20 protein-coding genes, 1 tRNA gene and 1 pseudogene are annotated in these 23,704 nt (G+C 45.0%); 20 read left to right on the top strand and 2 right to left on the bottom strand.

Annotated elements, in window-relative coordinates:
- Window positions 1-65: 65 nt before the first annotated feature.
- From G633_RS0105125 to aat, 17 genes and pseudogenes are all read left to right on the top strand, one after another.
- Entirely contained in the window at window positions 66-2,645 is a 2,580-nt protein-coding gene (locus tag G633_RS0105125; protein WP_026519256.1) for a PEP/pyruvate-binding domain-containing protein, read from the top strand.
- Between the two features lie 46 nt (window positions 2,646-2,691).
- Window positions 2,692-3,429, top strand: coding sequence for a GNAT family N-acetyltransferase (locus G633_RS0105120; RefSeq protein ID WP_026519255.1), 738 nt, complete (start codon window positions 2,692-2,694; stop codon window positions 3,427-3,429).
- Window positions 3,430-3,452: 23 nt separating this feature from the next.
- Window positions 3,453-4,388, top strand: a complete 936-nt coding sequence (locus G633_RS17480) for a DUF4037 domain-containing protein (RefSeq protein WP_051199973.1) — start codon at window positions 3,453-3,455, stop codon at window positions 4,386-4,388.
- Window positions 4,389-4,818: 430 nt separating this feature from the next.
- Window positions 4,819-4,891, top strand: a tRNA-Ala gene (locus G633_RS0105110).
- Window positions 4,892-4,915: 24 nt separating this feature from the next.
- Complete coding sequence (locus G633_RS0105105; RefSeq protein ID WP_022767603.1) at window positions 4,916-5,236, top strand: SCP2 sterol-binding domain-containing protein; 321 nt, start codon at window positions 4,916-4,918, stop codon at window positions 5,234-5,236.
- 535 nt (window positions 5,237-5,771) lie between these two features.
- Window positions 5,772-6,917 (top strand): tocopherol cyclase family protein, encoded by a 1,146-nt coding sequence (locus tag G633_RS20065; RefSeq protein ID WP_196804233.1) that lies wholly within the window; start codon window positions 5,772-5,774, stop codon window positions 6,915-6,917.
- A 6-nt stretch (window positions 6,918-6,923) separates the two neighbouring features.
- Entirely contained in the window at window positions 6,924-7,829 is a 906-nt protein-coding gene (locus tag G633_RS0105095) for a patatin-like phospholipase family protein (RefSeq protein WP_051199969.1), read from the top strand.
- A 4-nt stretch (window positions 7,830-7,833) separates the two neighbouring features.
- The gene (locus tag G633_RS0105090; RefSeq protein WP_026519252.1) at window positions 7,834-8,406 is read left to right on the top strand and encodes an N-acetyltransferase; all 573 of its coding nucleotides are present in this window, start codon (window positions 7,834-7,836) and stop codon (window positions 8,404-8,406) included.
- Between the two features lie 123 nt (window positions 8,407-8,529).
- Entirely contained in the window at window positions 8,530-9,543 is a 1,014-nt protein-coding gene (locus G633_RS0105085) for an NAD-dependent epimerase/dehydratase family protein (RefSeq protein ID WP_026519251.1), read from the top strand.
- 90 nt (window positions 9,544-9,633) lie between these two features.
- On the top strand, window positions 9,634-10,308 hold the full coding sequence (locus G633_RS0105080) for a response regulator transcription factor (protein ID WP_026519250.1): 675 nt from the start codon (window positions 9,634-9,636) through the stop codon (window positions 10,306-10,308).
- 6 nt (window positions 10,309-10,314) lie between these two features.
- Window positions 10,315-11,352 (top strand): HAMP domain-containing sensor histidine kinase, encoded by a 1,038-nt coding sequence (locus G633_RS0105075; RefSeq protein ID WP_022767597.1) that lies wholly within the window; start codon window positions 10,315-10,317, stop codon window positions 11,350-11,352.
- Between the two features lie 97 nt (window positions 11,353-11,449).
- The gene (locus tag G633_RS0105070) at window positions 11,450-11,818 is read left to right on the top strand and encodes a hypothetical protein (protein ID WP_022767596.1); all 369 of its coding nucleotides are present in this window, start codon (window positions 11,450-11,452) and stop codon (window positions 11,816-11,818) included.
- 14 nt (window positions 11,819-11,832) lie between these two features.
- Window positions 11,833-13,068 (top strand): glycerate kinase type-2 family protein, encoded by a 1,236-nt coding sequence (locus G633_RS0105065; RefSeq protein WP_026519249.1) that lies wholly within the window; start codon window positions 11,833-11,835, stop codon window positions 13,066-13,068.
- Window positions 13,069-13,143: 75 nt separating this feature from the next.
- Window positions 13,144-13,872: a NifB/NifX family molybdenum-iron cluster-binding protein gene (locus G633_RS0105060; protein WP_026519248.1), complete on the top strand. Its 729-nt coding sequence runs from the start codon at window positions 13,144-13,146 to the stop codon at window positions 13,870-13,872.
- Between the two features lie 36 nt (window positions 13,873-13,908).
- Window positions 13,909-14,208, top strand: coding sequence for an ATP-dependent Clp protease adaptor ClpS (locus tag G633_RS0105055; protein ID WP_026519247.1), 300 nt, complete (start codon window positions 13,909-13,911; stop codon window positions 14,206-14,208).
- A 1-nt stretch (window position 14,209) separates the two neighbouring features.
- Complete coding sequence (locus G633_RS0105050) at window positions 14,210-16,438, top strand: AAA family ATPase (RefSeq protein WP_026519246.1); 2,229 nt, start codon at window positions 14,210-14,212, stop codon at window positions 16,436-16,438.
- 6 nt (window positions 16,439-16,444) lie between these two features.
- A pseudogene (aat, locus tag G633_RS17470) lies at window positions 16,445-17,104 on the top strand (leucyl/phenylalanyl-tRNA--protein transferase).
- 10 nt (window positions 17,105-17,114) lie between these two features.
- Here aat and G633_RS0105040 read toward each other — a convergent pair.
- Window positions 17,115-18,671, bottom strand: a complete 1,557-nt coding sequence (locus tag G633_RS0105040) for a response regulator transcription factor (protein WP_026519245.1) — start codon at window positions 18,669-18,671, stop codon at window positions 17,115-17,117.
- Entirely contained in the window at window positions 18,664-20,415 is a 1,752-nt protein-coding gene (locus G633_RS0105035; protein WP_196802264.1) for a cache domain-containing sensor histidine kinase, read from the bottom strand. Before G633_RS0105035 ends, G633_RS0105040 begins: the two co-directional genes overlap by 8 nt.
- Window positions 20,416-20,530: 115 nt before the next feature.
- On the opposite strand from G633_RS0105035, the gene G633_RS0105030 reads away from it, so the two are divergent.
- The 3 genes from G633_RS0105030 to G633_RS0105020 all read left to right on the top strand — a co-directional run bounded on the left by G633_RS0105030 (window position 20,531) and on the right by G633_RS0105020 (window position 23,702).
- Window positions 20,531-21,886 carry an ABC transporter substrate-binding protein gene (locus G633_RS0105030; protein WP_026519244.1) on the top strand — a complete coding sequence of 452 codons (1,356 nt, stop codon included), beginning with the start codon at window positions 20,531-20,533 and terminating at the stop codon, window positions 21,884-21,886.
- An 80-nt stretch (window positions 21,887-21,966) separates the two neighbouring features.
- Window positions 21,967-22,866 (top strand): carbohydrate ABC transporter permease, encoded by a 900-nt coding sequence (locus G633_RS0105025; protein ID WP_051199968.1) that lies wholly within the window; start codon window positions 21,967-21,969, stop codon window positions 22,864-22,866.
- Window positions 22,866-23,702 (top strand): carbohydrate ABC transporter permease, encoded by an 837-nt coding sequence (locus G633_RS0105020; protein ID WP_026519242.1) that lies wholly within the window; start codon window positions 22,866-22,868, stop codon window positions 23,700-23,702. The genes G633_RS0105025 and G633_RS0105020 overlap by 1 nt, the downstream gene beginning before the upstream one ends.
- Window positions 23,703-23,704 lie beyond the last annotated feature (2 nt).

The raw sequence follows: 23,704 nt of genomic DNA, 5'->3' as shown, positions 1-23,704 counted from the left end.
TTTTGATCAAAGCACCTTTGTCTTTTTTTGTTTGCATTTAGCGCTATAACACAGGAGGTAGTATTATGGCAGCATTTGACAGAGTGTGTTCCGGAATTATGCAGATGGACAAGGCATTCGACAACATCAGGCTTGGCGATAACGTTGTATGGCGGGTTGACGACCTCGAAGAGTTCAAGCTCTTTGTACAGCCCTATGTTAAGCAGGCAATAGATGACAAAAGAAATCTAATCTACATCAGGTTTGCATCCCATGAACCACTCCTGGAAGAACAGGAGGGACTTAAGATTGTTCATGTTGAATTAAACCACCGGTTTGAGAATTTCACTGTGGAGATCCATGAGATCATCAGCAAAGAAGGACGGGATGCATTCTATGTCTTTGACTGCCTCTCTGACCTTCAGACTGCCTGGGCTACGGATCTCATGATGGGGAACTTCTTCCAGGTGACATGCCCTTATCTGTTTATCCTTGATACAGTGGCGTTCTTTCCGCTTATCAGAGGCAAACACTCATTTCAGGCCATTGCCAAGATCAGGGATACAACGCAGCTGTTTCTGGATGTTTATTCTGATAAAAAGAACATCTATGTAAGGCCCGACAAGGTCTGGAACAGGTACTCGGAGGTCATGTTCCTGCCACATATCTATAATCCGGAAAACGGAGACTTTTATCCTATTTTGGATGGAGTTATGGCCAGTCACTTCTATCAGGTTTTGGGCAAGAACGGCTCTATGACTGACTCCGACAACATGGATAGCTGGGACAGGTTTTTTAACATAACAAGAGTTATGCATGAAGCAGGAGCAGATGTCAGCGATAATTGCGGTCGAATGTGCAACATCATGATGACCCGTGATAAGAAGCTTCGCAGCATGGTAAAAGAGCTTTTTACCCCGGAAGACTATTTTTCAGTAAAAGAACGCATGATAGGAACGGGGATGATCGGCGGAAAAGCCTGTGGAATGCTGCTTGCAAGAAAGATAATCGAGCACAGGATGCCGGAAACATTTGAATATCTGGAGCCTCACGATTCCTTTTATATAGGTTCAGATGTCTTTTACACATACATTGTTGAAAATAAGTTTTGGGATCTCAGAATCAGGCAGAGGACCAAGGAAGAGTTCTTTTCCCTGGCTGATGAGTTTGCTGAGAGGCTCCTTAAAGGCTCTTTTTCCAGAGAAATGGAAGAGCAGTTTGTTAAACTCCTTGAATACTACGGTCAGGACCCTATAATTGTCAGATCCAGCTCAATCTTAGAGGATGGATTCGGAAATGCGTTTGCTGGGAAATATGAGTCGGTCTTCTGCTCAAATTCGGGAAGTATGGAGCAGCGCATCGAGGAGCTGGAGAACGCCATAAGGACTGTCTATGCCAGCACTATGAGCAGATCTGCACTTGATTATCGCAGCAGGAGAGGCTTGCAGGAGAGGGACGAGCAGATGGCTCTTTTGGTGCAGAGGGTTTCAGGATCTTACTATGGTGAATTCTACATGCCATGCGCTGCGGGGGTTGGTTATTCCTACAGTCCGTACAAGTTTATGGAATCTCTGGATCAGTCGGCGGGAATGCTTCGCCTTGTCATGGGGCTTGGAACGTCGGCTGTAGACAGGACAGAAGGCTCATATCCGAGGCTAGTGAGTCTTGATAAGCCGCTTGCCACCAATGCCAGGAACTCCATTGAAAAGCATCAGTACTCGCAGAGAAAACTTGAAGTTATGAACAGGGCATCCAGGAAGCTTGAAAGGATATCGCTCGATGATATAGAGAAGTACATTCCATTTTCACTAAGGCGGCTTTTACTGGAGCACGACATCGACACTGAGCGGATGTTCAGGGACAGAGGTGAGGACAGGGATATTGAGTTTATCTCGTGCCTCGGAATTGTCAGAAAGGACGTGCTGATGGAGCAGATGAAGGAAATTCTGCATGTTATCCAGGAGGAATATCAGTATCCGGTAGACATAGAATTTACCATGAATTTCTCTGAAGGCGGAGACTATGTGATAAATATCCTGCAATGCAGGCCTCTTCAGGTGTTTAAGGACACTGAGAACATGGAGATTCCAACGGATATTGCGGTGGAGAATGTGCTTTATGAGTGCAGAAATTCTGCGATGGGGCTTTCCAGGGCTGAAAAACTGGACAGAATCGTCTACGTGGATCCCGTCAAATACTACAGCATGCCCTATCAGGACAAGAATAAGATAGCGAGGGCGATAGGCCATATAAACTGGGAGATGCGCGGTAAAGGCAAGCATATGCTCCTTATGGTGCCGGGAAGAGTCGGTACAACGTCTCCTGAGCTCGGTGTACCCACTTCTTTTGCGGATATCAGTGAGTTCGATGCAGTCTGTGAGATAGCAGATTCTAAGGTGGGCTACAATCCTGAGTTGTCGTATGGAAGCCACTTTTTCCAGGATCTTGTCGAGGCGGGAATTCTTTATACGGCGATTTTTGAGAATGGGAAGACGCTTGCCTTTGAGCCTTCGCTACTTGAGAAATATGAAAATGAATTTACAGATCAGGCTTCAGAATACTATGAATTCCGGGACATAATTGCATCTTATGACGTTTCCGGGGCCAAAATATATATTTATCATGATATGAATAAGGAGCACACTCTTTGCGCACGAATAGGGTAATTCAATGCTATAATGGTTTTGACTTACTAAATGAGGTGGCGAAAAAATGAATGACATATTATGCAGACAGCTGGCTATAGATTATTGCTGCAATCCTGAAGATGTTATTGATGAAAAGAATCACTTTACGGAACATAGGTTTATTGATGGCAGGCGTAGATATCATGAGAAGGAAGATTGCTATCTTAAACTTGTTCTGGTGAATGGAAAGATTCTTTTCACAGGGAGAAAAGACATCGTAGAGTGGTGCAGAGAGAACTATTCCGAAAAGGGTTCTGAGTGGTTTTTGGAAGTTAAGAACATGCGCAAGTTAAATGAACGCTTTGCGCAGGACGGATATCAGATTGGTATGGCTCATCCGTTCTATATTTCAGAGACTGTCTCTGAAGTCGATACCAAAGGCTACGATATTAAGTGGTATAGAGGAAAAGAGATAGAGCAGTTCAGGGACGATGGCAGATTCTACGAGGCTTTTACCTTCTGCGAAACAGCGCCTGATATTATTGGTGTTGCGGCAATCAAGGACGGAGTTATCCTCGGAATGGCAGGAGCAAGTCTGGATAGTCCGCTTATGTGGCAGATCGGCATCAATGTCGAGCCTGCCGGAAGAAGGCTTGGAATCGGCAAGATACTGGTTTCGCTTCTTAAGAATGATATACTTGAAAGTGGACATCTTCCATATTATGGAACGTCCATGGGACACATAGCTTCACAAAAGGTTGCGCTCGGAGCAGGCTTTATTCCTGCATGGGCAGAGCTTGTGACCGATAAGATCACGAATTGAGGCGTAAGATAAACGTACAGATTATGAATTCAGAGATTTTCGACAAAAGCAGGCGCTTTTATGAGAATAAGGTTGCGCCTATGATCCGTGAGAAGTTTGCTGAATACGAATCACATATAGCAGTTGGACTTTCGGGAGAAGGGTCCGACTGCTTTGGTTTTGATGACTATATTTCCAGGGATCACGACTTCGGAACCGGAGTTTGCCTCTGGCTATCTGAAGAGGATTTTCACCGGTTTGGAAGACTTCTTTCCATAGCATATAACGAGCTGGTAGACGCTACTCCCGGGGCTGATCTTACTGACAGACTTCGTCAGAGGAGAGGCGTTATGACTATAAACGGCTTCTATTCGTACGTTCTTGGGACCGAAATTGACGCTGAAGAAAACCTTATGCCTGATGAAACGTGGAGAGCGCTGGATCATTCCTGCCTTGCAACTGCTGTGAACGGTGAAATCTTTAGGGATGATCTTGGTAAGTTTTCTGCATTTAGGAAGACCCTTCTTGATTATTATCCGGAAAAGATATGGAGAGAGCGAATAGCAAATGAACTCCACAGGTTCGCTTCATCACTTCAGGTTAATTATTCAAGATGCATGGCCAGAAAAGATACCGTTGCGGCAGAGATCTGCAAGGCAACAGGGCTACAGGCTGCAATGGAGCTGTTTTTTCTTTTAAAAAGAGTTTATCCGCCATATTACAAGTGGACGTACAGGGCGCTGGAAGAGCTTGACTCAGGCGGAAGGTTCAGCAGGCTGGTAAAAGAGCTTGCTGAAGCAAATTGCTCATTATCAGCTTGGGAGCATATCAGATATATGCCTGATAACCTGAATATGAGCGATAGGGTCGTGGTATTGTCCGAGCAGATCGCTGAAATGCTGGTAAAACTGCTGTCGGGGGCGAATCTGATCGATGCACTGGATACGTATCTCGAAGTGTATGTGGATGTTATTCTGTGAGCCGATGGATTATGTATAAAGGCTGCACTAGGCCTTGCATGAGGCTTGATCCGACTGTTTTCTACGCCCACAGGGTACTTTTTCGAATATATATAGAAAGAATTTAGACATTAATTTTTTATCTGCCTGATTTTCTATGCCCAGAGGACACTTTTTATCATATATATAGAAAATGAAAACATCGGATTTATAAAATTCTATGCCCACAGGGCACTTTTTTGCATATATATAGAAAATATGAGTGATAAAAGTTTTCAGTGAAAAAATTTTCTACGCCCACAGGGTACTTTAGCTGTATATATAGAAAATATGAATGACATAGATTTCTGACCAAATAATTTCTACCACCAATGGACAGCTTTGGCTGTATATGGAGAATGATTTAATAGAAGCGTACGCTTTAGTGATATAATATAAATAATCACGAATTGGGGCATTAGCGCAGTTGGGAGCGCATCACACTGGCAGTGTGGGGGTCACGGGTTCAAGTCCCGTATGCTCCATTTATAAAAAGGAGGCTTGTGCAAATGAAATTCGAAACTGTATTATCCAAAGTCAGGAAAATGGCTGAAACCACCGATGTATCAGGCGTAGATTTCCTGGCAGTTCAGATCAACCTCACAGACTGTGATCCGGGAGTCTTCTACGTTGAGGTCAAAGACCATAAAGTAAATGTAGAGCCTTATGACTATCACGACAGAAACTGCGCTATCACAATGAAGTCTGATGATTTCAACAAGCTCATTAGTGGCAAGCTTGATCCGATTGCAGCATTTACAATCGGTAAGCTGAAGGTAGATGGAGACGTTGGAAAGGCATTGGAGTTCTCCAAGCTGATTAAGAAATGAATACAGGTGGTATATGATGCCCATATCAGCAAAAACTAGCTTATGCCGATATGGGTGTTTTTTGATTTAGGGAATTTGTGGCAAAATGGAAGGATATGGTCTCCGGGACATGACAAATTCAGACACAAGAGTCTGTAGCTAGCAAGAATCTGTGGCAAAACGGAAGGATATGGTCTCCGGGACATGACAAATTCAGACACAAGAGTCTGTAGCTAGCAAGAATCTGTGGCAAAACGGTAGGAAACGGTCTCCGGGACATGAAAAAATCAAGTAAAAGAGTCTGTGGCTGGCCAGAACCTGTGGCAAAGCGGCAGGATATGGTCTCCGGGACATGAAAAAATCAAGTACAAGAGTCTGTAGCTAGCAAGAATCTGTGGCAAAACGGAAGGATATGGTCTCCGGGACATGACAAAAGATGCCACGCCCAAATAGAGACGTAGCTTTTAGTGATATAATATAAATAATCACGAATTGGGGCATTAGCGTATTTAAGAGCGCTTCCCGTATGCTCCATTTTTTTAGTGAGGGGATAGTTATGGCAATTGATAGATTTAATGTGCACAGCAAGAGAAGAGATGCATTTATGCTGCAGGGGCCACTGGCGCATCAGGGCTATGACTGGTGGTGGCATTCATTTACTGCACAGGATGCGCAGACAGGAGAGGATAAGCCTTTCTTTATTGAATTCTTTATCTGTAATCCTGCGCTTGCGGAGGATGATCCCGTGTTGGGACAGCTCCCGAAGAACAAAAAAGAGGGAAAACGCCCGTCGTATCTGATGGTGAAAGCCGGGACCTGGGGCGAAGATGCTTGCCAGCTCCACAGGTTCTTTTCTCTGAAAGTCGTTAGGATCCATGGTAGTGCGCCGTATAAGATAACAGCAGACGACTGCCTTGCGTCCGAGTCCGCCCTGAGGGGGCATATCGCTGTATCAAAGGAAGCAGCTGCTGCATTTCCTGAGAGAATGAGCGATGCAGGCGAGATCTCTTTTGACCTGGTCATCGACAAGCAGATTGCCTTCAACGTAGGCTACGGTGCAAGTAAGCCTTTAAGGGATGCGGAGGCCTTTGCCATGTACTGGCACGCTGAGGGCATGAAGAGTGCCTATGGCGGAACGATTACGTTTAACGGAAGGAAGTACATCGTTACTCCGGAAAAGAGCTATGGATATGCCGATAAAAACTGGGGAAGAGATTTCACAAGCCCCTGGGTATGGCTATCTTCCAACTGCCTGGTCAGCAAAAAGACAGGAAAACAGCTAAAGAACAGCGTTTTTGATATCGGAGGCGGAAGGCCGAAGATTTACTTTGTGCCGCTGGATCGAAGGCTTCTGGGCGTCTTCTATTACGAGGGAAAAGAGTATGACTTCAACTTCTCAAAGCTTCATCTCCTCGTTAAAACTGAGTTTAGCTTCGAGGAAAAAGAGGATGAAGTTATCTGGCATGTAAGGCAGGAAAATATCAAGGCGGCGATGGAAACTGAGGTTCACTGTCTAAAGAAGGACATGCTCTTTATCAACTATGAATCGCCGGACGGCCAGAAGAACCACAATCATCTTTGGAACGGCGGAAATGGCTGGGGCACGATTAAGCTATATGACAAAAAAGACGATGAGCTGGTTTTGGTAGACGAAGTGGAAGCAACGCACATCGGCTGTGAATACGGAGAATACGGAGAGTAAGGTGACATGAGTCACGGACGAAATGTTTACAAAGATTTAGATAAAATACCGACCGGACACGCAAGAGGGCAGCTTACCAAGGGCTGCCTTGTTGTTGAGGGCGGAGCATTCAGAGGCATGTACAATCAGGGCGTTATGGACTTCATGATGGAGAATGGCCTGAATTTTGAGTGCGTGATCGGAGTTAGTGCCGGAGCCATGGCGGCGCTCAACTACGCTTCCGGACAGATTGGAAGGTCTGCCAGATGTAACCTTGAGTTCAGGCACGACCCGGATTATATCGGTGCTCAGGCCGTGCTTCATGCCCACAGTCCCTTGAATATTGATTTTGCCATCAGGCCAAATGAGAAGCTAGGAAAACTCGATGAAACCACGTTTTACGACCCGCAGAGGAGGTTCATAGCTGTGGCTACGGACTGTGACACCGGCAAAACCGTGTATTTCGAGAAAGGCAAATGCAAAGACATTTTAAGCGCAATTAAGGCCTCAGCGTCGATGCCCTACGTGTCGCCAATGGTAGATGTTGACGGTCAGAGATGCCTTGACGGTGGCTGCAGCTGCCATATTCCCTACAAATGGGCAATTGAGCAGGGGTATGAGAACATAGTTGTAATAAAGACAAGAGAGAGGGGCTACAGGAAGAAAGAGTCCTCGAAGACCTACGCTGAGCGCTTTTACAAAGACAATCCTGAGTTTGCAAAAAAGCTGATGGCTATGGGCGCAGACTACAACAAGGAGTGCGATGAGATAGACAGGCTTGAAAAAGAGGGCAGGATCTTCGTGATTGCGCCGTCAGAGCATGTTACGGTCAAGCGTGTGGAGAGCAATATGAACAAGCTGGGACATCTGTACTGGCTTGGTTATAACGACGCCAAGAACAGTCTCTTTGCGCTGAACAAGTATCTGAGGTGATGGGATGGAGCTGATAACACTTGATAAAGACCGGGTCACTTCTCTTTACGAGGAGAGAATGGTCCATGATTTCAAAAAAGACGAACTCAAACCTCTGAAGATGATCCTTAAGGCCCTGGACGAGGGCATCTATGAGTGCCTCGGATTATCAGACGGTGCAGGACTTTTGGGCTACACTTTTCTTGTAAAGCAGGGGAAAAGATATCTTGTCGATTACCTTGCAATATATCCCGAAGAAAGAAACAAAGGCAGAGGCGCTGATATCCTTAAGCTTCTAAGAGACCATGTCACTGATGCTGAGATGATCATCGCAGAGGTCGAAGACCCAATTTATGCTGAGTCCTTAGAGGAAAAAGAGATTCAGGAGAGGCGTGTTTCGTTCTATTTCAGAAACGGATGCTCTGATACCGGGGTGAGAGTCAGGTGCTTTGGCGTGCCTTTCATCATAATTAGTATCGGAGGAAGTAGCAGTTTAGACCAAAGTGCCATGTGGGAAGCCTATCAGTCTTTTTACAGAGCAGTACTGCCAAAGAAGATGTTTGATGCAAATATCAAACTCATTAGTGGCGCGGATTAGTTTTTTTAATAAAACAGAAACATAAAGGAAACAAAACAAAAATATTCTTTTCCTAAACTGTGAAACATCAAATGAAACATAAAAACATTTAAAAATACAATTCACACGAAAGGAAAAGAAATTATGTCAGAGAGAATATATTTAGTAACAGGCGCAGCAGGATTTTTAGGAGGAACAATTTGCAGAAAGCTCGTTGAGAGAGGCGACAAGGTAAGAGCCTTCGTTCTCCCAAATGACCCGGCAATGAAGTTCGTGCCCGAGGAAGCTGAGATTGTTGAGGGAGATCTTACAGATAAGGCATCTCTTGAGAAGTTCTTCACAGTAGATAAGGATACAGAGACAATCGTACTTCACATTGCAAGTATTGTTTCGGTGAATCCCGAATACAACCAGAAAGTAATGGATGTAAATGTCGGTGGCACGCAGAACATCATTGATCTTTGCCTTGAACATCCTGAGTGCAAAAAGCTCGTATACTGCAGCTCAACCGGAGCTATTCCGGAACAGCCTAAGGGAACAAAGATTAAAGAAGTAAAAGAGTTTAATGAGGATGAAGTACTTGGCTGTTACAGTCAGTCCAAGGCACTTGCAACTCAGGCAGTTCTTGATGCAGTTGAGAAAAGAGGGCTTAATGCCTGCGTTGTACATCCCAGCGGAATACTTGGACCTGAGGATTTTGCAGTAGGTGAGACAACAAGTACACTGATAAAGATCATTAACGGAGACATGCCTGCCGGCATCGATGGCTCTTTTAACCTCTGTGATGTAAGAGATCTGGCAGACGGCACTATAGCGGCCATAGATAAAGGTAAAAAGGGCGAGTGCTACATCCTTGGCAACGAACCGGTATCCTTCAGGGATTTCTCCAAGATGGTCAGTGATGAGTCAGGTTGCAAGCCTGTTAAGATGTTCCTTCCAATCTGGGCAGCAAACCTTATGGGAAGAGCGATGGAGACCATGGGCAAGATCCGCGGAACAAAGCCTCTTATGACTACTTTCTCGGTATATAACCTCGCAAGAAACAACGCTTTTGATTCCTCAAAAGCCAAGAAGGAACTTGGTTATCACACAAGATCATACCGTGAGACCATCCACGATGAGGTTGAATGGCTCAAGGCTGTCGGAAAGATTGCATAAAAAAGTTCATACAGATAAATTTCAGCAACAAAACTCTAACATTTCTATGGTACGATATTATCGTAAAAACGTATCAGGAGGTGTTAGAGTTTGTTTAATTTACTGATTGTTGAAGATGATACAGATCTTAATAAGACTGTTTGTGAATACCTAAAGACAAAAGGATATGAGACAGTTGGCTGCCTTAATGCCCAGGATGCCTATGATGAGATGTATGGAAAGACGTTTGACCTGATCATCTCAGACATTATGATGCCCGGGATTGACGGCTTTGAATTTGCAGAAACCGTAAGAAGGCTCAACGAGAATATTCCGATCCTGTTCATGACTGCCCGTGAAGACTTCGAAGCCAAGCAAAAAGGCTTCATGGCAGGCATTGACGACTATATGGTAAAGCCCATAAATCTCGAAGAGCTGACTCTTCATGTGGGCGCCCTTCTTCGCAGGGCCGGAATTGCAAATACCAAGAGACTTGAGATTGGCAGCCTTGTTATGGATACAGATGAACACATCGTTACCGTTAAGGGAGAGGAGATTCCCCTGACCCAAAGGGAATTCAACATCATTTTTAAGCTGTTGTCTTTTCCGAAAAAGACCTTTACCAGAGGGCAGCTTATGGATGAATTCTGGGATGTGGACTCCGATGCAACGCCAAGAGCGGTTGATGTCTACATGACAAAGCTCAGGGAGAAGTTTTCGGACTGTGATGATTTTGAGATTGTTACCGTAAGAGGCCTGGGATACAAGGCAGTACCTAAGGAGTAAGGATTTATGGAAAAGAAGACCGGAAGCATTTTTTCGCTAAAAAGATATATCATATTTTTTGTTCTGATATGTTTTGTGGTAACCTGTAGCTTTTATTTATTCCTCAGGTCTTTTGATTTCACGAAAGAGCAGATACAGGAAAACGCGATCCTGACATTTCTTAACATTCTCTTTTTAAGCCTCATCTTTTGCATAATAGACGGCGTACAGAGAAAGCTTATGATAGAGAACCCTGTAAAAAAGATCCTGGCGGCCACGGAGGAACTTGCAAAAGGAAACTTCAAGGCAAGAGCAGAGGACGTATCTGTGATTCCGGGGAGAAACGAGTTTGACATGATTGCAGAGAACATCAATAAGATGGCGCAGGAACTGTCCGGCATTGAGACTCTCAGGACTGATTTTGTGTCAAATGTGTCCCATGAGATCAAGACTCCGCTGTCTGTCATCGGAAATTACAGCACGATGCTTCAGGCGAAGGACCTTTCCGAGGAAAAGAGACTTGAATATGCAAAGGCGATTTCGGATGCGACCGGGAGGCTTTCGGAGCTGATCACAAATATACTTAAGCTTAACAAGCTGGAAAACCAGCAGATTTATCCGGAAAAAGCGACCTATGATCTCGGCGAGCAGCTTGCAGAGTGCATTGTGGGATTTGAAGATATCTGGGAGAAAAAGAACATCGAACTCGATACTGATATCGATGATGGCCTTCAGATAACTGCGGATAAAGAGCTTCTATCACTGGTCTGGAACAATCTGCTATCAAATGCATTCAAGTTTACCGATGAAGGAGGCACAGTAAAGGTCACAGCACACAGTGTTGAGGGCCATATTCGGGTTGAGGTTTCAGATAGCGGCTGTGGTATTTCAGAGGAGACCGGAAAGCATATTTTTGACAAGTTCTATCAGGGAGATACCTCGCATGCTACTAAGGGAAATGGCCTGGGCCTTGCACTTGTTAAAAGAGTCATCGACATCTGCGGAGCAGAGATCACAGTGAAAAGTGAGCTTGGAAAAGGAACTGCTTTCACAGTGTCTTTTTAATAAAACAGAAACAATAGCGAAACAAAACAAAAATACTTCCTCCATATAATTAGGACCATAGAAAACAAAAACAAACAAATAAACGGAGGAAATAAAAATGAACGAAAACAATACTTTTGAGTACAACTACAGCGCTGATAAGGCAAAAGAGGTTGAAGCCATCAGGAGAAAATATGAGAATCCTGAAGAGGATAAGTTTGAACAGCTCAAAGCTCTGGACAGACAGGCCGAGAGAAGAGGACAGATATACTCCATGGCTATCGGTATCCTTGGTACACTTATTCTTGGAATTGGTATGAGCATGGCGCTGGTGGGTGAGGTGCTTTTTCTGATACCAGGCATTATTATAGGAATCATAGGAATGGCAGTGCTTGGCGCTGCGTATCCTATTTACAAAAAGGTTACAAAAGCAGACAGAGACAAAGTGGCAGCAAAGGTTTTGGAACTTGCTGATCAGATTCAGTAAAAGATGGGGAAGAAATGAATTATAAGCTCAGAAGCGATGCGGATAAGATCATAAAGCAGGCGATTGGCGCTGTTATGCCGGAAGAAGCGGTGGTGCGTGCGCTTAAGGATGCAGATCTGACAGGAAATATCTATATTGTTGCCGTCGGAAAGGCGGCGTATAGTATGGCGAAGGCAGCTTCGGAGCATGTTTCGTATGAGAAGGGCATAGTGATCACCAAGTATGGGCATGTTAAGGGCGAGCTTGCCGATATAGAGTGCTATGAGGCCGGACATCCTGTGCTCGATGAAAACAGCGTAATGGCCACCGAGAAGGTGCTTGAAATGGTGGCTAGTTTGACTGCTGATGATACGGTACTGTTTCTTTTGTCAGGAGGCGGAAGTGCGCTATTTGAGAAGCCTTTGGTGGATCTGTCAGAGCTTCAGGATATAACAGGACAGCTCTTGGCTTGCGGAGCAGATATAAATGAGATAAATACCATCAGGAAAAGACTCTCCGGAGTCAAGGGAGGGCGATTTGCAGAGATTGTAGCTCCTGCGAAGATTTACAGCATAATTCTCTCGGATATTGTGGGAGATCCGCTGGATATGATCGCTTCGGGCCCTACTGTACCGGATGGCAGTACCTGTGAAATGGCAAAAGAAATAGTGAAGAAATATGGGATAAGGCTCTCCGAGGAGGCTGAGAAGCTCCTAGAAGTTGAGACGCCAAAGGAAATCAGCAACGCGACCAACGTCGTGATCGGTAGTGTAAAAGAGCTGTGTAAGGCCGCCGGAAAATGCTGTGAGGAACTGGGATACAGGACGGTCTTTTTGACTGATAGAGCGATGGGAGAAGCCAGAGAAGTTGGGAAAATCCTTGGAGAAATAACTTATTCTCATGCATGCGACGGCGAGAAAATTGCGTATATTCTGGGTGGCGAGACGGTTGTACACCTTAAGGGAACAGGCCTTGGCGGGCGAAACCAGGAGATAGCCTGTGGCGCAGCCAAGGTGATTTCAGGGCTTGAGAATGTAGCTGTTTTCAGCGTCGGATCCGATGGAACCGATGGCCCAACAGATGCAGCCGGGGGATATGTTGACGGAGATACAATGAAGAGTTTTGAAGGTGATAGGATCTCTTTTGCCAGATTTGATCAGATGTTTGAGAATAACGATTGTTATCATATATTGGATGCTTGTGACGGCCTCATCAAAACCGGCCCTACGGGCACCAATGTAAATGATTTCTCAGTGGCGCTGATAGGATGATTATATTTGACATATGTCAGAATGAGTTGTATATTCAAACTGACATATGTCAATTTAGATTAATGGAGGAAAACTATGCCCAGAGCTACAAAGTGCAGAAAAATCTGGAACTTCCCGGATCATTACAGCTTTATCCCCGAGGATGCGGATACGGATGAGCTGGAGACCATTGTGCTTTCTCTCGATGAATATGAGACCATAAGGCTTCTTGACCATGAGGGGCTCAATCAGGAGACATGCGCAGTGAGAATGGGTGTTGCGAGGACAACTGTGACAGCCATGTATGAGAGTGCCAGGAAAAAGATGATCAGCGCTATTGTGGAGGGCATGAGACTTCGCATTGCCGGTGGCAACATCGAAATTGACAGTGAGAGAAATGGATTAAAAGTAAGTATGAAGAAAAAAGGAGACAAGATGATGAGAGTAGCGGTAACATATGATAAAGGGAATGTTTTTGGACATTTTGGAAGAACAGAAGAGTTTAAGGTTTATGATATAGAAGATGGCAAGGTTGTAGATTCCAAGATCCTTGGCACAAACGGTGAAGGATGTGGCGCTCTTGCAGGAATCCTTAACATCGCCAAGGTTGATACACTTATCTGCGGTGGAATCGGCGGAGGAGCACAGCGTGCCCTTGAGGAAGCAGGAATAAAGCTCTATGCAGGCGTTAGCGGAAGCACAGATGCTGCAGTTGATGCTCTTATTGCAGGAACTCTGGAAGCCAGCAGCGAAGCTAACTGCGACCACCACGGCCACGAGCATGCAGAAGGCGAGTCTTGCGGACACGGTGGATGCCATCACTAACTGATACGCCCTTTAAATCAGGAGGCAGGAAAAGACATGGCGACAGGAAGCCAGACTAAGGAAAAGACCTATAGCAGGATCAAAGAGCCCAGGCAGTATAACGTGATCATGATAAACGACGATTTCACCACCATGGATTTTGTCGTTTCTGTTCTTGTGGACATTTTTCATAAGGATCCCGTCAGTGCTGAGGCCATAATGCTGGGTGTTCACAAAAACGGACAGGCAGTTGTGGGTAGATACCCATACGACATAGCTGTTACCAGGGTCAACAAAGCCCTTGCCAGAGCCAAAAAAGATGGATTTCCCTTCAGAATGACAGTGGAGGAGGCGTAATATGGATCTTTCAAAAGAAGCGTCTTTGGTTTTCCAGAAAGCTGTTGCTTTTGCCGCGGAAAATCAGTATGAATATGTAACTCCCGAGATCGTCCTTCTGATGATACTTGACGATGATACCTTCGCTGAGGCTTTTAAGGAGTGCGGTGGAGATTTAGGGATGCTTGATGGCAACCTCAGGAAATATATCGCAGAATATGTGGATAAATCTGAGAATGGCCAGCCTGAGCTTTCCATCGGAACGAACTTTATAATCAGCTTTGCAGGCCAGAGTGCCTACAGCAGCGGCTGTGACAAGATCCACGTTCGTCACCTGGTGCATGCCATCTGGAACCTGGAGAACAGCTATGCTGTCTATTACATGGAACAGCAGGATATAAGCGAAGCCGACGTACTTCAGGAGATGGCGATCATCGAATCAGATAATGAAGAGATTTCCGAGGATGTCGATGGCAGTATCAAAGCCAGGGAGGACAAGGCCGGAATAAGCCTCTTTGCCCCATGTCTTAATGATACGTTAAAAGACGTTAATCCTCTTATTGGGCGTGAAAAAGAGCTTGAGAGAACCATTCAGATCCTCTGCAGGAAAGATAAAAATAACCCGCTCCACATCGGAGAAACCGGTGTCGGTAAGACGGCCATAACCTATGGGCTTGTGGAGCGCCTGAAAGCAGGCGATGTTCCGGATGCTATAAAGGGTGCAAAGGTCTTTTCCCTGGACCTTGGAGGTATGCTGGCCGGAACCCAGTACAGGGGCGACTTTGAAAAGAGATTTAAGAAGGTCCTCTCAGAGATCGGAAAAGAGGAGAAGCCCATAATCTACATCGACGAGATCCATAATCTCTCCGGTGCAGGTGCGGTAGGAGAAGGCTCTTTTGACGCATCAAACATGCTAAAGCCCTATCTGACCGACGGCCATATCAGATTCATCGGGGCTACGACCTTCGAGGAATACAAGAAATACTTTGAAAAGAACAAGTCACTGGTCAGAAGGTTCCAGAACGTTGAGATCAAGGAGCCTACTGAGGAAGAGACTGTGGCCATTTTGAACGGCCTGAAATCCAAGTACGAGAAGTATCACGGCGTTAAGTATGCCAAGGGCATCATGGAATACGCCGTTAAGATGAGCGCGAAGTATATAAATGAGCGTTTTCTGCCGGATAAGGCCATCGATCTGATTGACGAGGCCGGCTCCTACAGGAAGCTCCATCCACAGGACAAGAAGGTTCAGACCGTGGACAAGGACGTTATTAACGAGATTCTTACGGGTGTATGCAGAGTGCCCATAGAGACTGTGGATACTGATGATGCTGCAGGCCTTGAGACCCTTGAGAAGCGCATAAAGACCAAGATATTCGGCCAGGACGAGGCAATCAGTCAGGTGGTGAACGCCGTGAAGTTCTCAAAGGCCGGGCTTATCGAGGATGGCAAGCCTCTTGCGAGCCTTCTGTTTGTGGGACCTACGGGTGTCGGCAAGACTGAGATTGCAAGGACTCTTTCCGAGGAGCTGGGTGTTAAGCTGGTCCGCTTCGATATGAGTGAGTACGGCGAGAAGCACGCTGTGGCTAAGCTTATCGGCTCGCCGGCAGGATATGTGGGCTATGAGGAAGGCGGAATTCTGACTGAGGCGATCAGGAAGAATCCTTCATGTGTACTGCTTCTCGACGAGATTGAGAAGGCTCATCCCGACATCTACAACGTGCTTTTGCAGGTGATGGACTATGCGACTCTGACGGATAACCAGGGCAGAAAGGCTGATTTCAGGAACGTTTTGATCATCATGACCTCGAATGCCGGTGCCAACAGGCTCGGTAAGAGCGGAATTGGCTTTATCAGCACCAATATGGATGAGAGCGTCCTCACTGAGGCAGTCAAGAACACCTTCCAGCCCGAGTTCAGGAACAGGCTTAGCAAGGTCGTTGTCTTTAACAGCATGGACGATGACATGGCCACAAGAGTTGTTGATAAGAAGTTAAAAGAGCTCTCGGAGCAGCTACTGGCTAAGAAGATCACTCTTTCTGCTGATAAGAAGGCAAAAGATCTTTTGAAGGAAAAGGGCATCAGCCAGGAGTTTGGCGCAAGAGAGATTGACAGGATAATCAGAAACGACGTAAAACCGCTGTTTGTTGATGAGATTTTGTTTGGAAAGCTAAGGAACGGCGGAAAGATCAAGCTTTCAGCCAAGGGCAAAGAATTTTCGATAGAGTCTTCGAAAACCGCGAGGAAGTGATCCGTAATGCCTGTTTATAAACTTGATGACAAAGAAATATCTTTTCCCCTGCCCACGCTTGCAAGGGAGGACGGACTTCTGGCAATCGGCGGAGATCTGTCGGTAGAAAGGCTCGTGCTGGCCTATTCAAATGGGATTTTCCCCTGGTATAACGAGGGCGACCCCATTTTGTGGTGGTGCCCGAAAGAGAGGTACATCATAAGGCCGGGGAACATCCATGTTTCGCACTCCATGAAGAAATTCATGAGAAAGCACGAGGTCCGGGTAGAGCTGAATCGGGATTTCTCCCACACCATGCATCGGTGCAGGGAAAAGAGAGAGTCCACCGAGGAAGGCACATGGATAACAACTGATATGTAAAAGGCCTATGCGCAGCTTGCATCCCGGGGACTTGCGCTGAGTGTTGAAGCATATATTGACGGCGAACTGGCCGGCGGATTGTATGGCGTAAACCTGGGCAAATGCTTTTTTGGCGAGAGCATGTACTCGGATATGGAGAACGGCTCCAAGATCGCGCTGATAGGCCTTGCGCAGATACTGTCTGAGAACGGATATCTGCTGATTGACTGCCAGTTCCATACGGATCATCTTGAGAGTATGGGCGGAGAGAGCATCAGCTATAAGGATTACATGGAGCTGGTGAAAAAAGGAACAACAAAATCTTAAACAACCGGAATTACTCCAGTTTTCGATATTCCTCGGGAGTCATTCCGGTTTCTTTTTTGAAAATCCGGAAGAAGTATTTTTCATTGTCATAACCCACCTGTTTGGCAATCTGATAGGGCTTCTTGGCCGTGGATTTGAGCATATATTTGGCCTTGGCGATTCGCACGTCTGTCAGATAATTGCTGAAGGTCTCGCCGGTTCTGGTTTTGAACAGATGGCTGATATAACTGGGATTCATGTAAAAGAGTCCTGCTATGAAGTCCAGGTTGAGCGGGTTATAGTATTTTTTGTCTATATAGTCTTTGATCTTTTCTATTACATCCTCATTATCCTCTTTTTTCTGCGATGAAATGGCATTTGGGATGTTGGTAAAAAAGATTGTCATGAATTTTTTCAATTCTGCAAAAGAGAAAATGGTCTCCATTATAGCGTTGGAGTTGCCTGAACCATTCTGCTTTATAGGCATGACGTTCCTTAATATCTCTTTTCCATCTCCTATTAGATAGGTGCAGTATTCCTTGGCATCTCCAAGGGTTACACCATCCATAGAACGGATCTCCTCAAATAAGTTGTATAGAAGATTCAAGACAGGCGCAGTTTCTCCGTTTTCTACCCTGAACAGGAACTCCTCTTCCATAGGCCAGTTCAGCCTTGATGTGGCGGGGCGGAAGGGACTGTAGAAATAGAAGTTGTTCTCTGTGTCAAAGGTAATTGAATTAAGAGCTTCTCCGGCTTCAAGATATGCGCTTCTGAGATCGCTCAGTGAATTGTGAGCTGCGCTGATCCCGATAGAAAGAGCTCCCTGCAATTCCTCAACATACTGAATAAAGGAGGAGGCAATCTTGTTCATGAAGGGCTTGCCATCTCCCGGAAGTTCCTGTGATATGCGGCAGATCAGCGTGTTCAGGCAGTTATTGTTGGGCTGAGGTATAAGGATGCACATATCAGCCATTTCGTTTTCGGTTATGAAGTCATTTATGGTGGCCTCGGAAAGCACCGTTTCCGATGAGATGAGCATGAGATAATAGGACTCATCAGCCTTTAGGAAATTCATGATGCGCATGGAGTAAAAAGCCTTATCATCCACCTGGTATCCCATGATTATAGAGGACATGGCATCCAGATCATATTGAAGCTTGATGTTCTCGTGTTCCTCCGAGATTCTGCTGATATAGTCTGTTTGTGCCTGTTCTTTTTCTATTGATTCAATGGCCTCGTTTACTGCATCGATTATCTCTTCCTTGGAAAAAGGTTTTAAGATGTACTTGCAGGCATTGGATTTGATGGCACTTTGGGCGTACTCGAAATCCTTATATCCACTGATGACTATGATGGGGATGAGAGGCAGTCTTTTCCTGATCTCCATAAGAAACATGGTTCCGTCAAGCTCTGGCATGTTCATGTCAGTGATGATTATGTCGGGATGAGCTTTTTCAATAAGATCGAGTCCTTCAAGGCCGTTTCCGGCTTCTCCGACACAGGTTATCTTATCCCCAAGAGAGGAGAGCTTTTTAATTGTGCCCTTTCTAGTAAGTGGTTCATCGTCAACTACTATATAGTTATACATTTTGTTTCCTTTCCTGTTTACGAGGTACTGTTATCAGCGCAGTTGTGCCTTCGTTCTCTACACTGTCTACATCTAATCCGTACATGGTTCCGTAGTAGAGCTGGATACGTGAATTGATGTTCTTTATGCCGATGCTTTCATAAACTCTTTTTCCAAGTTCTTCAACAGCGGGCTTGGAATTAAGAAGGTTCTTCAGTTTCTCGAGCTGAGTTTCATTCATACCGACGCCGTCGTCAGAGATACGGATGTAGAGGTTTAGATCGTCGGTATAAGCTTCAATAAGGATCTTGCCCCTGATCTGGCAGCGCTTAAAGCCGTGGTTGATGGAGTTTTCAATAACAGGCTGAAGAATGAGCTTTAGGACACGTTCATTCAGCGTCTCTTCCGGAATTTGAATATCTACAGTAAAGCGATTGTCGTAGCGGATATTCTGAATGGATATGTAATTTTTAATGTGGTTGATCTCGTCCTTCAGTGGAACCAGTTCACTCTGTGTCTTGATGCTGTAGCGGAACATGTTGGCCAGAGCCATGGAGATGGTCTGTATAGGCTCAACCTCTTCAATTTCAGCAATACTGTTGATGGTTTCCAGCGTGTTAAAGAGGAAATGCGCGTCAATCTGCGCTTCCAAGGCACGCATTTGAGCATCCATCGTGGCCAGCTTGTTCTGGTAATCCTTGCGGATATATTCATTAAGCGATTTAACAACTGCGTCGTATTCCCTGTACATCAGACCAATCTCATCGCTGCGCTTGCTGTATTTGGGCATGTTGGCAGGTTGTCTGAAGTGTGTGGCATGCATGTGATTGGTGAGCTTTCTGATCGGCTTGATAACTCCGTTAAGGAGAGGTATATATACAAGCGCAAGAACCGCCATGATTGCCATTGCAACGAGGTACATCTGCCTGGTTGCGCTGTTTACGTTGTCAGCGAAGTAATCGTGATTCATGGCTACATTCATGGTAAAATTGCCATTGAGTATGTCCTTTGATATGAAGAGTGGATCGTCTTCAAACTGCTCTTTTCTGATAGGAGTTTTTGTATTGGCGTAGTAGATGCTGTCCGGGTTATCAGCGTCAGTCAGTGAAATGTAGATATCTGAAGGCAGCATGTTTACAGAACTCAGGTCAAAGATTTCAGGAGAGCAGTCTATAAGCACGGTTCCCAGATAGTCATTGGTATAGATGTTATGAAGCGCTTTTGCGAAAAAGACTGATTCCCCTGCGCCCAGGAAGAAGTCTTTTTTGGATAGATCACTTATATAAAGGCGTCCGTGGAGGTCTAAAGTTTCCTTGTACCAATCATCCTCGGCAGGTTTGTATTTGTAGTCAAAATCGATTCCGTTGCTCCAGCCAAGGGTCTGATTGTTAGCCAGTATAACGAAGATTCCGTTGATATTGGGGTTGGAAATAAGGAGTGTCTGGCAGATGTACTTGATGTTCTGTCTGCTGGTATAAAGATCATAGTAGGACATGTCATAGTTCATATCTTTATATTTCTGCAGCTCATCTATGATGCTTCCTGAAGTTGTACCGTTTGCCTGAAAGAGGTAGGTGGCGTTGGTAATGGCTCCCACCATATTTTCCACCTGGGCAGTGGCAGAGTACATTGTGTTTTCAAGCATCTGATTGGCTTTCTCGGTACTGACAAGGGTGTACCTGTACATAAAGTACTGCATAGCGCCAAAGAGCATAAGCAGAGAGCATAGAAAATATATTAGAAAGAATCTCATTCGTAGTTTCATATTAATACTCCATAATTGCAGTGAACTCAAAATCCAAAATAAGTATACTATATGTCTGCGAATATGTACACTATCGAAATGATAATATGAAACTACAAAAGAACGGAGGTGTGATATGAAAAAGAAAATGATTTCACTGTTACTTGCCTGCAGCATGCTGGGAACACTTATTACCGGCTGTGGCAGCGCTGAACCTGCAACTTCTGATAGCGGAGCAGCTACTCAGCAGACTACCGAGACTGCAAAGGCTGATACTTCGGATAATGCAAGTAGTGATGAGCAGATCACTCTGACAATGATGTTCTCAGGTGTTGCAACTGAGGGGGATTTTGAGACAGAGGTTCTTCCCAAACTGGTAAAAGAGAAGTTTCCTAATATTGACCTTGAAGTAACAAAGCTCCCTGATGATCAGTATTACACAGCACTTAAAACAAAACTTGCATCAGGTGAGTGTCCTGACATCATTTTGGTTCAGCCCAAATACGCAGGATCCAATTCTGTAATCGAGCTTGCCAAGGCAGGATATCTTCTGGATATTTCAGATCTTGAGTTCCTTGATAAAGCCGGTGATGCAGCTAAGGAAGCATTCAGCTATGACGGCAAAGTTTACGGCGTAGCACAGGGTGTTTCAATCCTTGGAACTTATTACAACAAGAAGATGTTTGAAGACAACAACCTGACAGTTCCCAAGACCTGGGATGAGTTCCTCAACTGCTGTGAAGTTCTTAAGAATGCAGGAATTCAGCCAATCGTAATGGGAGATAAGGATGCTTACGTGATGCAGTTTGGTCTATATCAGATCGCTGCAAATGAGATCTATCCTCAGAATGGCAATTATGATGACCAGCTCCGCACAGGTGAGACACACTTCACTGATGAGGGAACATGGGACAAGGTTCTCTCAATGTATGGTGAACTCTATGAAAAAGGCTACGTTATTGATTCTTCACTTGGACTTGGCGCAGCACAGAGTATCCAGATGTTTGTTGACGGAGAAGCTGCCATGACCTTTGATGGTTCATTTAATGCTTCAGCTCTTTGCGCAGCAGGCGCTGCAGACTTTGAGAGAGGATATTTCCCTCTTCCTGCAGTAAATGGTGATACATACGCTTCAATGGCTCCTGGTGGCGGACCGGCAGTATATTCGGGAACCAAGCACCCTGACGAAGTTAAGGCAATCCTCAATTACTGGTTTGACGGTGAGTCTCCTGTATATCAGGCGTTTGCAAGCACAGGAAACGTTCTTATCACTTATGGATATGGCGCAGACCAGAACGACCCTATGTATGATGAGTTCATGAACCTCTACAACCAGGGCAAGGCATGGTACTGGTGCAATCAGGCTTGGCCTGCAGGAACAGAGAACGAGATGGAAGCATTGTTCGGAAGCATGATCGGCGGACAGGGCACTACAGTTCCCGATATCACAAACGGAATGCAGAATAAGCTTGAGGAATTGCTGGATCAGTAATCACATCTTGAAAAAAACAAAGAAAAAGTGCCGTATATCTCCTGTTTACGGCACTTTTTTAAAAAGGAAAGAGGATAGTAATGAGAAAAAAATTACGTGGCGCATCTTTGGTCATGCCAGATCGTATGTACTTATTTGTTGTGCCGGCGCTTTTGATGTTTCTGGTTTTTTGGGTTTATCCGGTTCTTCAGATGTTCTTTTACAGTGTTACAAACTTTAACGGTATTGACTATAACTACGATTTTGTTGGGATAAAGAACTTTAAGCGAATTCTGGAGGATGGCTCACTCGTTAACGCCACTAAGAATACGCTGATATATACGGTTGTAAATGTACTGTGTACCAATGTGCTGGGACTTATCCTGGCCCTTCTTCTAAACCTGAGCATTAAGGCCAAAGGTCTTTTCAGAACAATATGTTATATTCCGGCGCTGTTCAGTGCGATAGTAGTAGGCTTTATCTGGTCTTACGTCTATATGCCGGGGTCAGGTATGATCTCGTCTGTTATGGACGCTGTCGGGCTTGACGGAGGCTCTTTTAACCTGATTGGAAATTTCAAATGGGCTCTGTACGGAATTATCATAGTTGATATATGGAAGAATGTCGGAACAACTATGATCATCTACCTTGCAGGCCTTCAGACAATAGATGAGAGCCTTGTTGAAGCAGGTAAGATAGACGGTGCTTCCGAGTGGGAACTTATCAGGAAGATTAAGCTTCCTCTTATCTCGGCGACTATAACTATAAATGTTGTACTGAGCATCATTGGTGGCCTTAAGGCCTTCGACTATGCGTTTATCATGACAAACGGAGGCCCGGGAAAATCCACACAGACCCTCATGTTTGTAATATTCCAGACAGCATTCAACAATCAGATGATGGGTAAAGCAAGCGCATACAGCGTTGTTTCGTTTGTGCTCATTATCGCTATTACCATAGGAATGCTGATATTTATGAACAAACGGGAGGTGGAACTGTAATGAAGAATGGAAAATTAAAGGCCGGTACCATAGCAGCGTATCTGTTTTTGATCATATATAGCGTGGTATCCATTTCGCCTCTTGTTATCGTTCTTTCAAGCTCTTTTAGAAAGCCTGAGAACATGACCTCTCCTTTGAAGCTCTTTATTGAATTCTCTCCTGAGAGCTATCGTACTGCCTTTACCAAGATGGGCTTTATGACTGAGTTCGCGAACAGTTTGATCACTACCGCAGGTTCTGTAATTGTGATCGTTCTCGTTGCGACTATGGCTTCGTATCCAATTGCACGAATTAAGAGAAAGAGCAGTCGTTTCCTGTATTATTTCTTTATCGCAGGACTTGTAATTCCGGCACAGATGGTAATTGTACCTGTAGCCCAGGTTTTTGGCAGGCTTAATATTCCGAATTCAAGATTTACTCCGATGATCATGTTTATTACATGTTCACTGCCATTTTCGACATTTCTTTTCACAGGATTCATGAAGGGCGTTCCTGTTGAAATTGAGGAAGTTGCGTATATGGAGGGCGCGAGTCTTTGGACTAGATATTTCAACGTGGTATTTCCGCTGCTTAAGCCTGCAACGGTTTCTTGCGTGATCACACAGGGTCTTTGGATCTGGAACGATTATTTCTTCCCGATGGTCTTTGTGTCCAAGAGGGCACACTACTCGCTACCGGTTGGAATGATACAGTTCCTTGGGGATAAAGAGAATCCGGCGCAGTGGAACGTGCTGTTTGCGTCCTGTGTTTTGTGTGCATTACCGCTAATTGTAGTATTTATGCTACTTCAGAAGCAGTTTGTAAACGGAATTGCTGCCGGAGCTGTAAAGGGATGATG

The sequence above is a fragment of the Butyrivibrio sp. FCS006 genome, assembly GCF_000424525.1.
In the GTDB taxonomy this organism is placed as follows: domain Bacteria; phylum Bacillota; class Clostridia; order Lachnospirales; family Lachnospiraceae; genus Butyrivibrio.
Note: the sequence above shows the minus strand (reverse complement) of the source record. Positions and strands in the feature narration are given on the sequence as shown.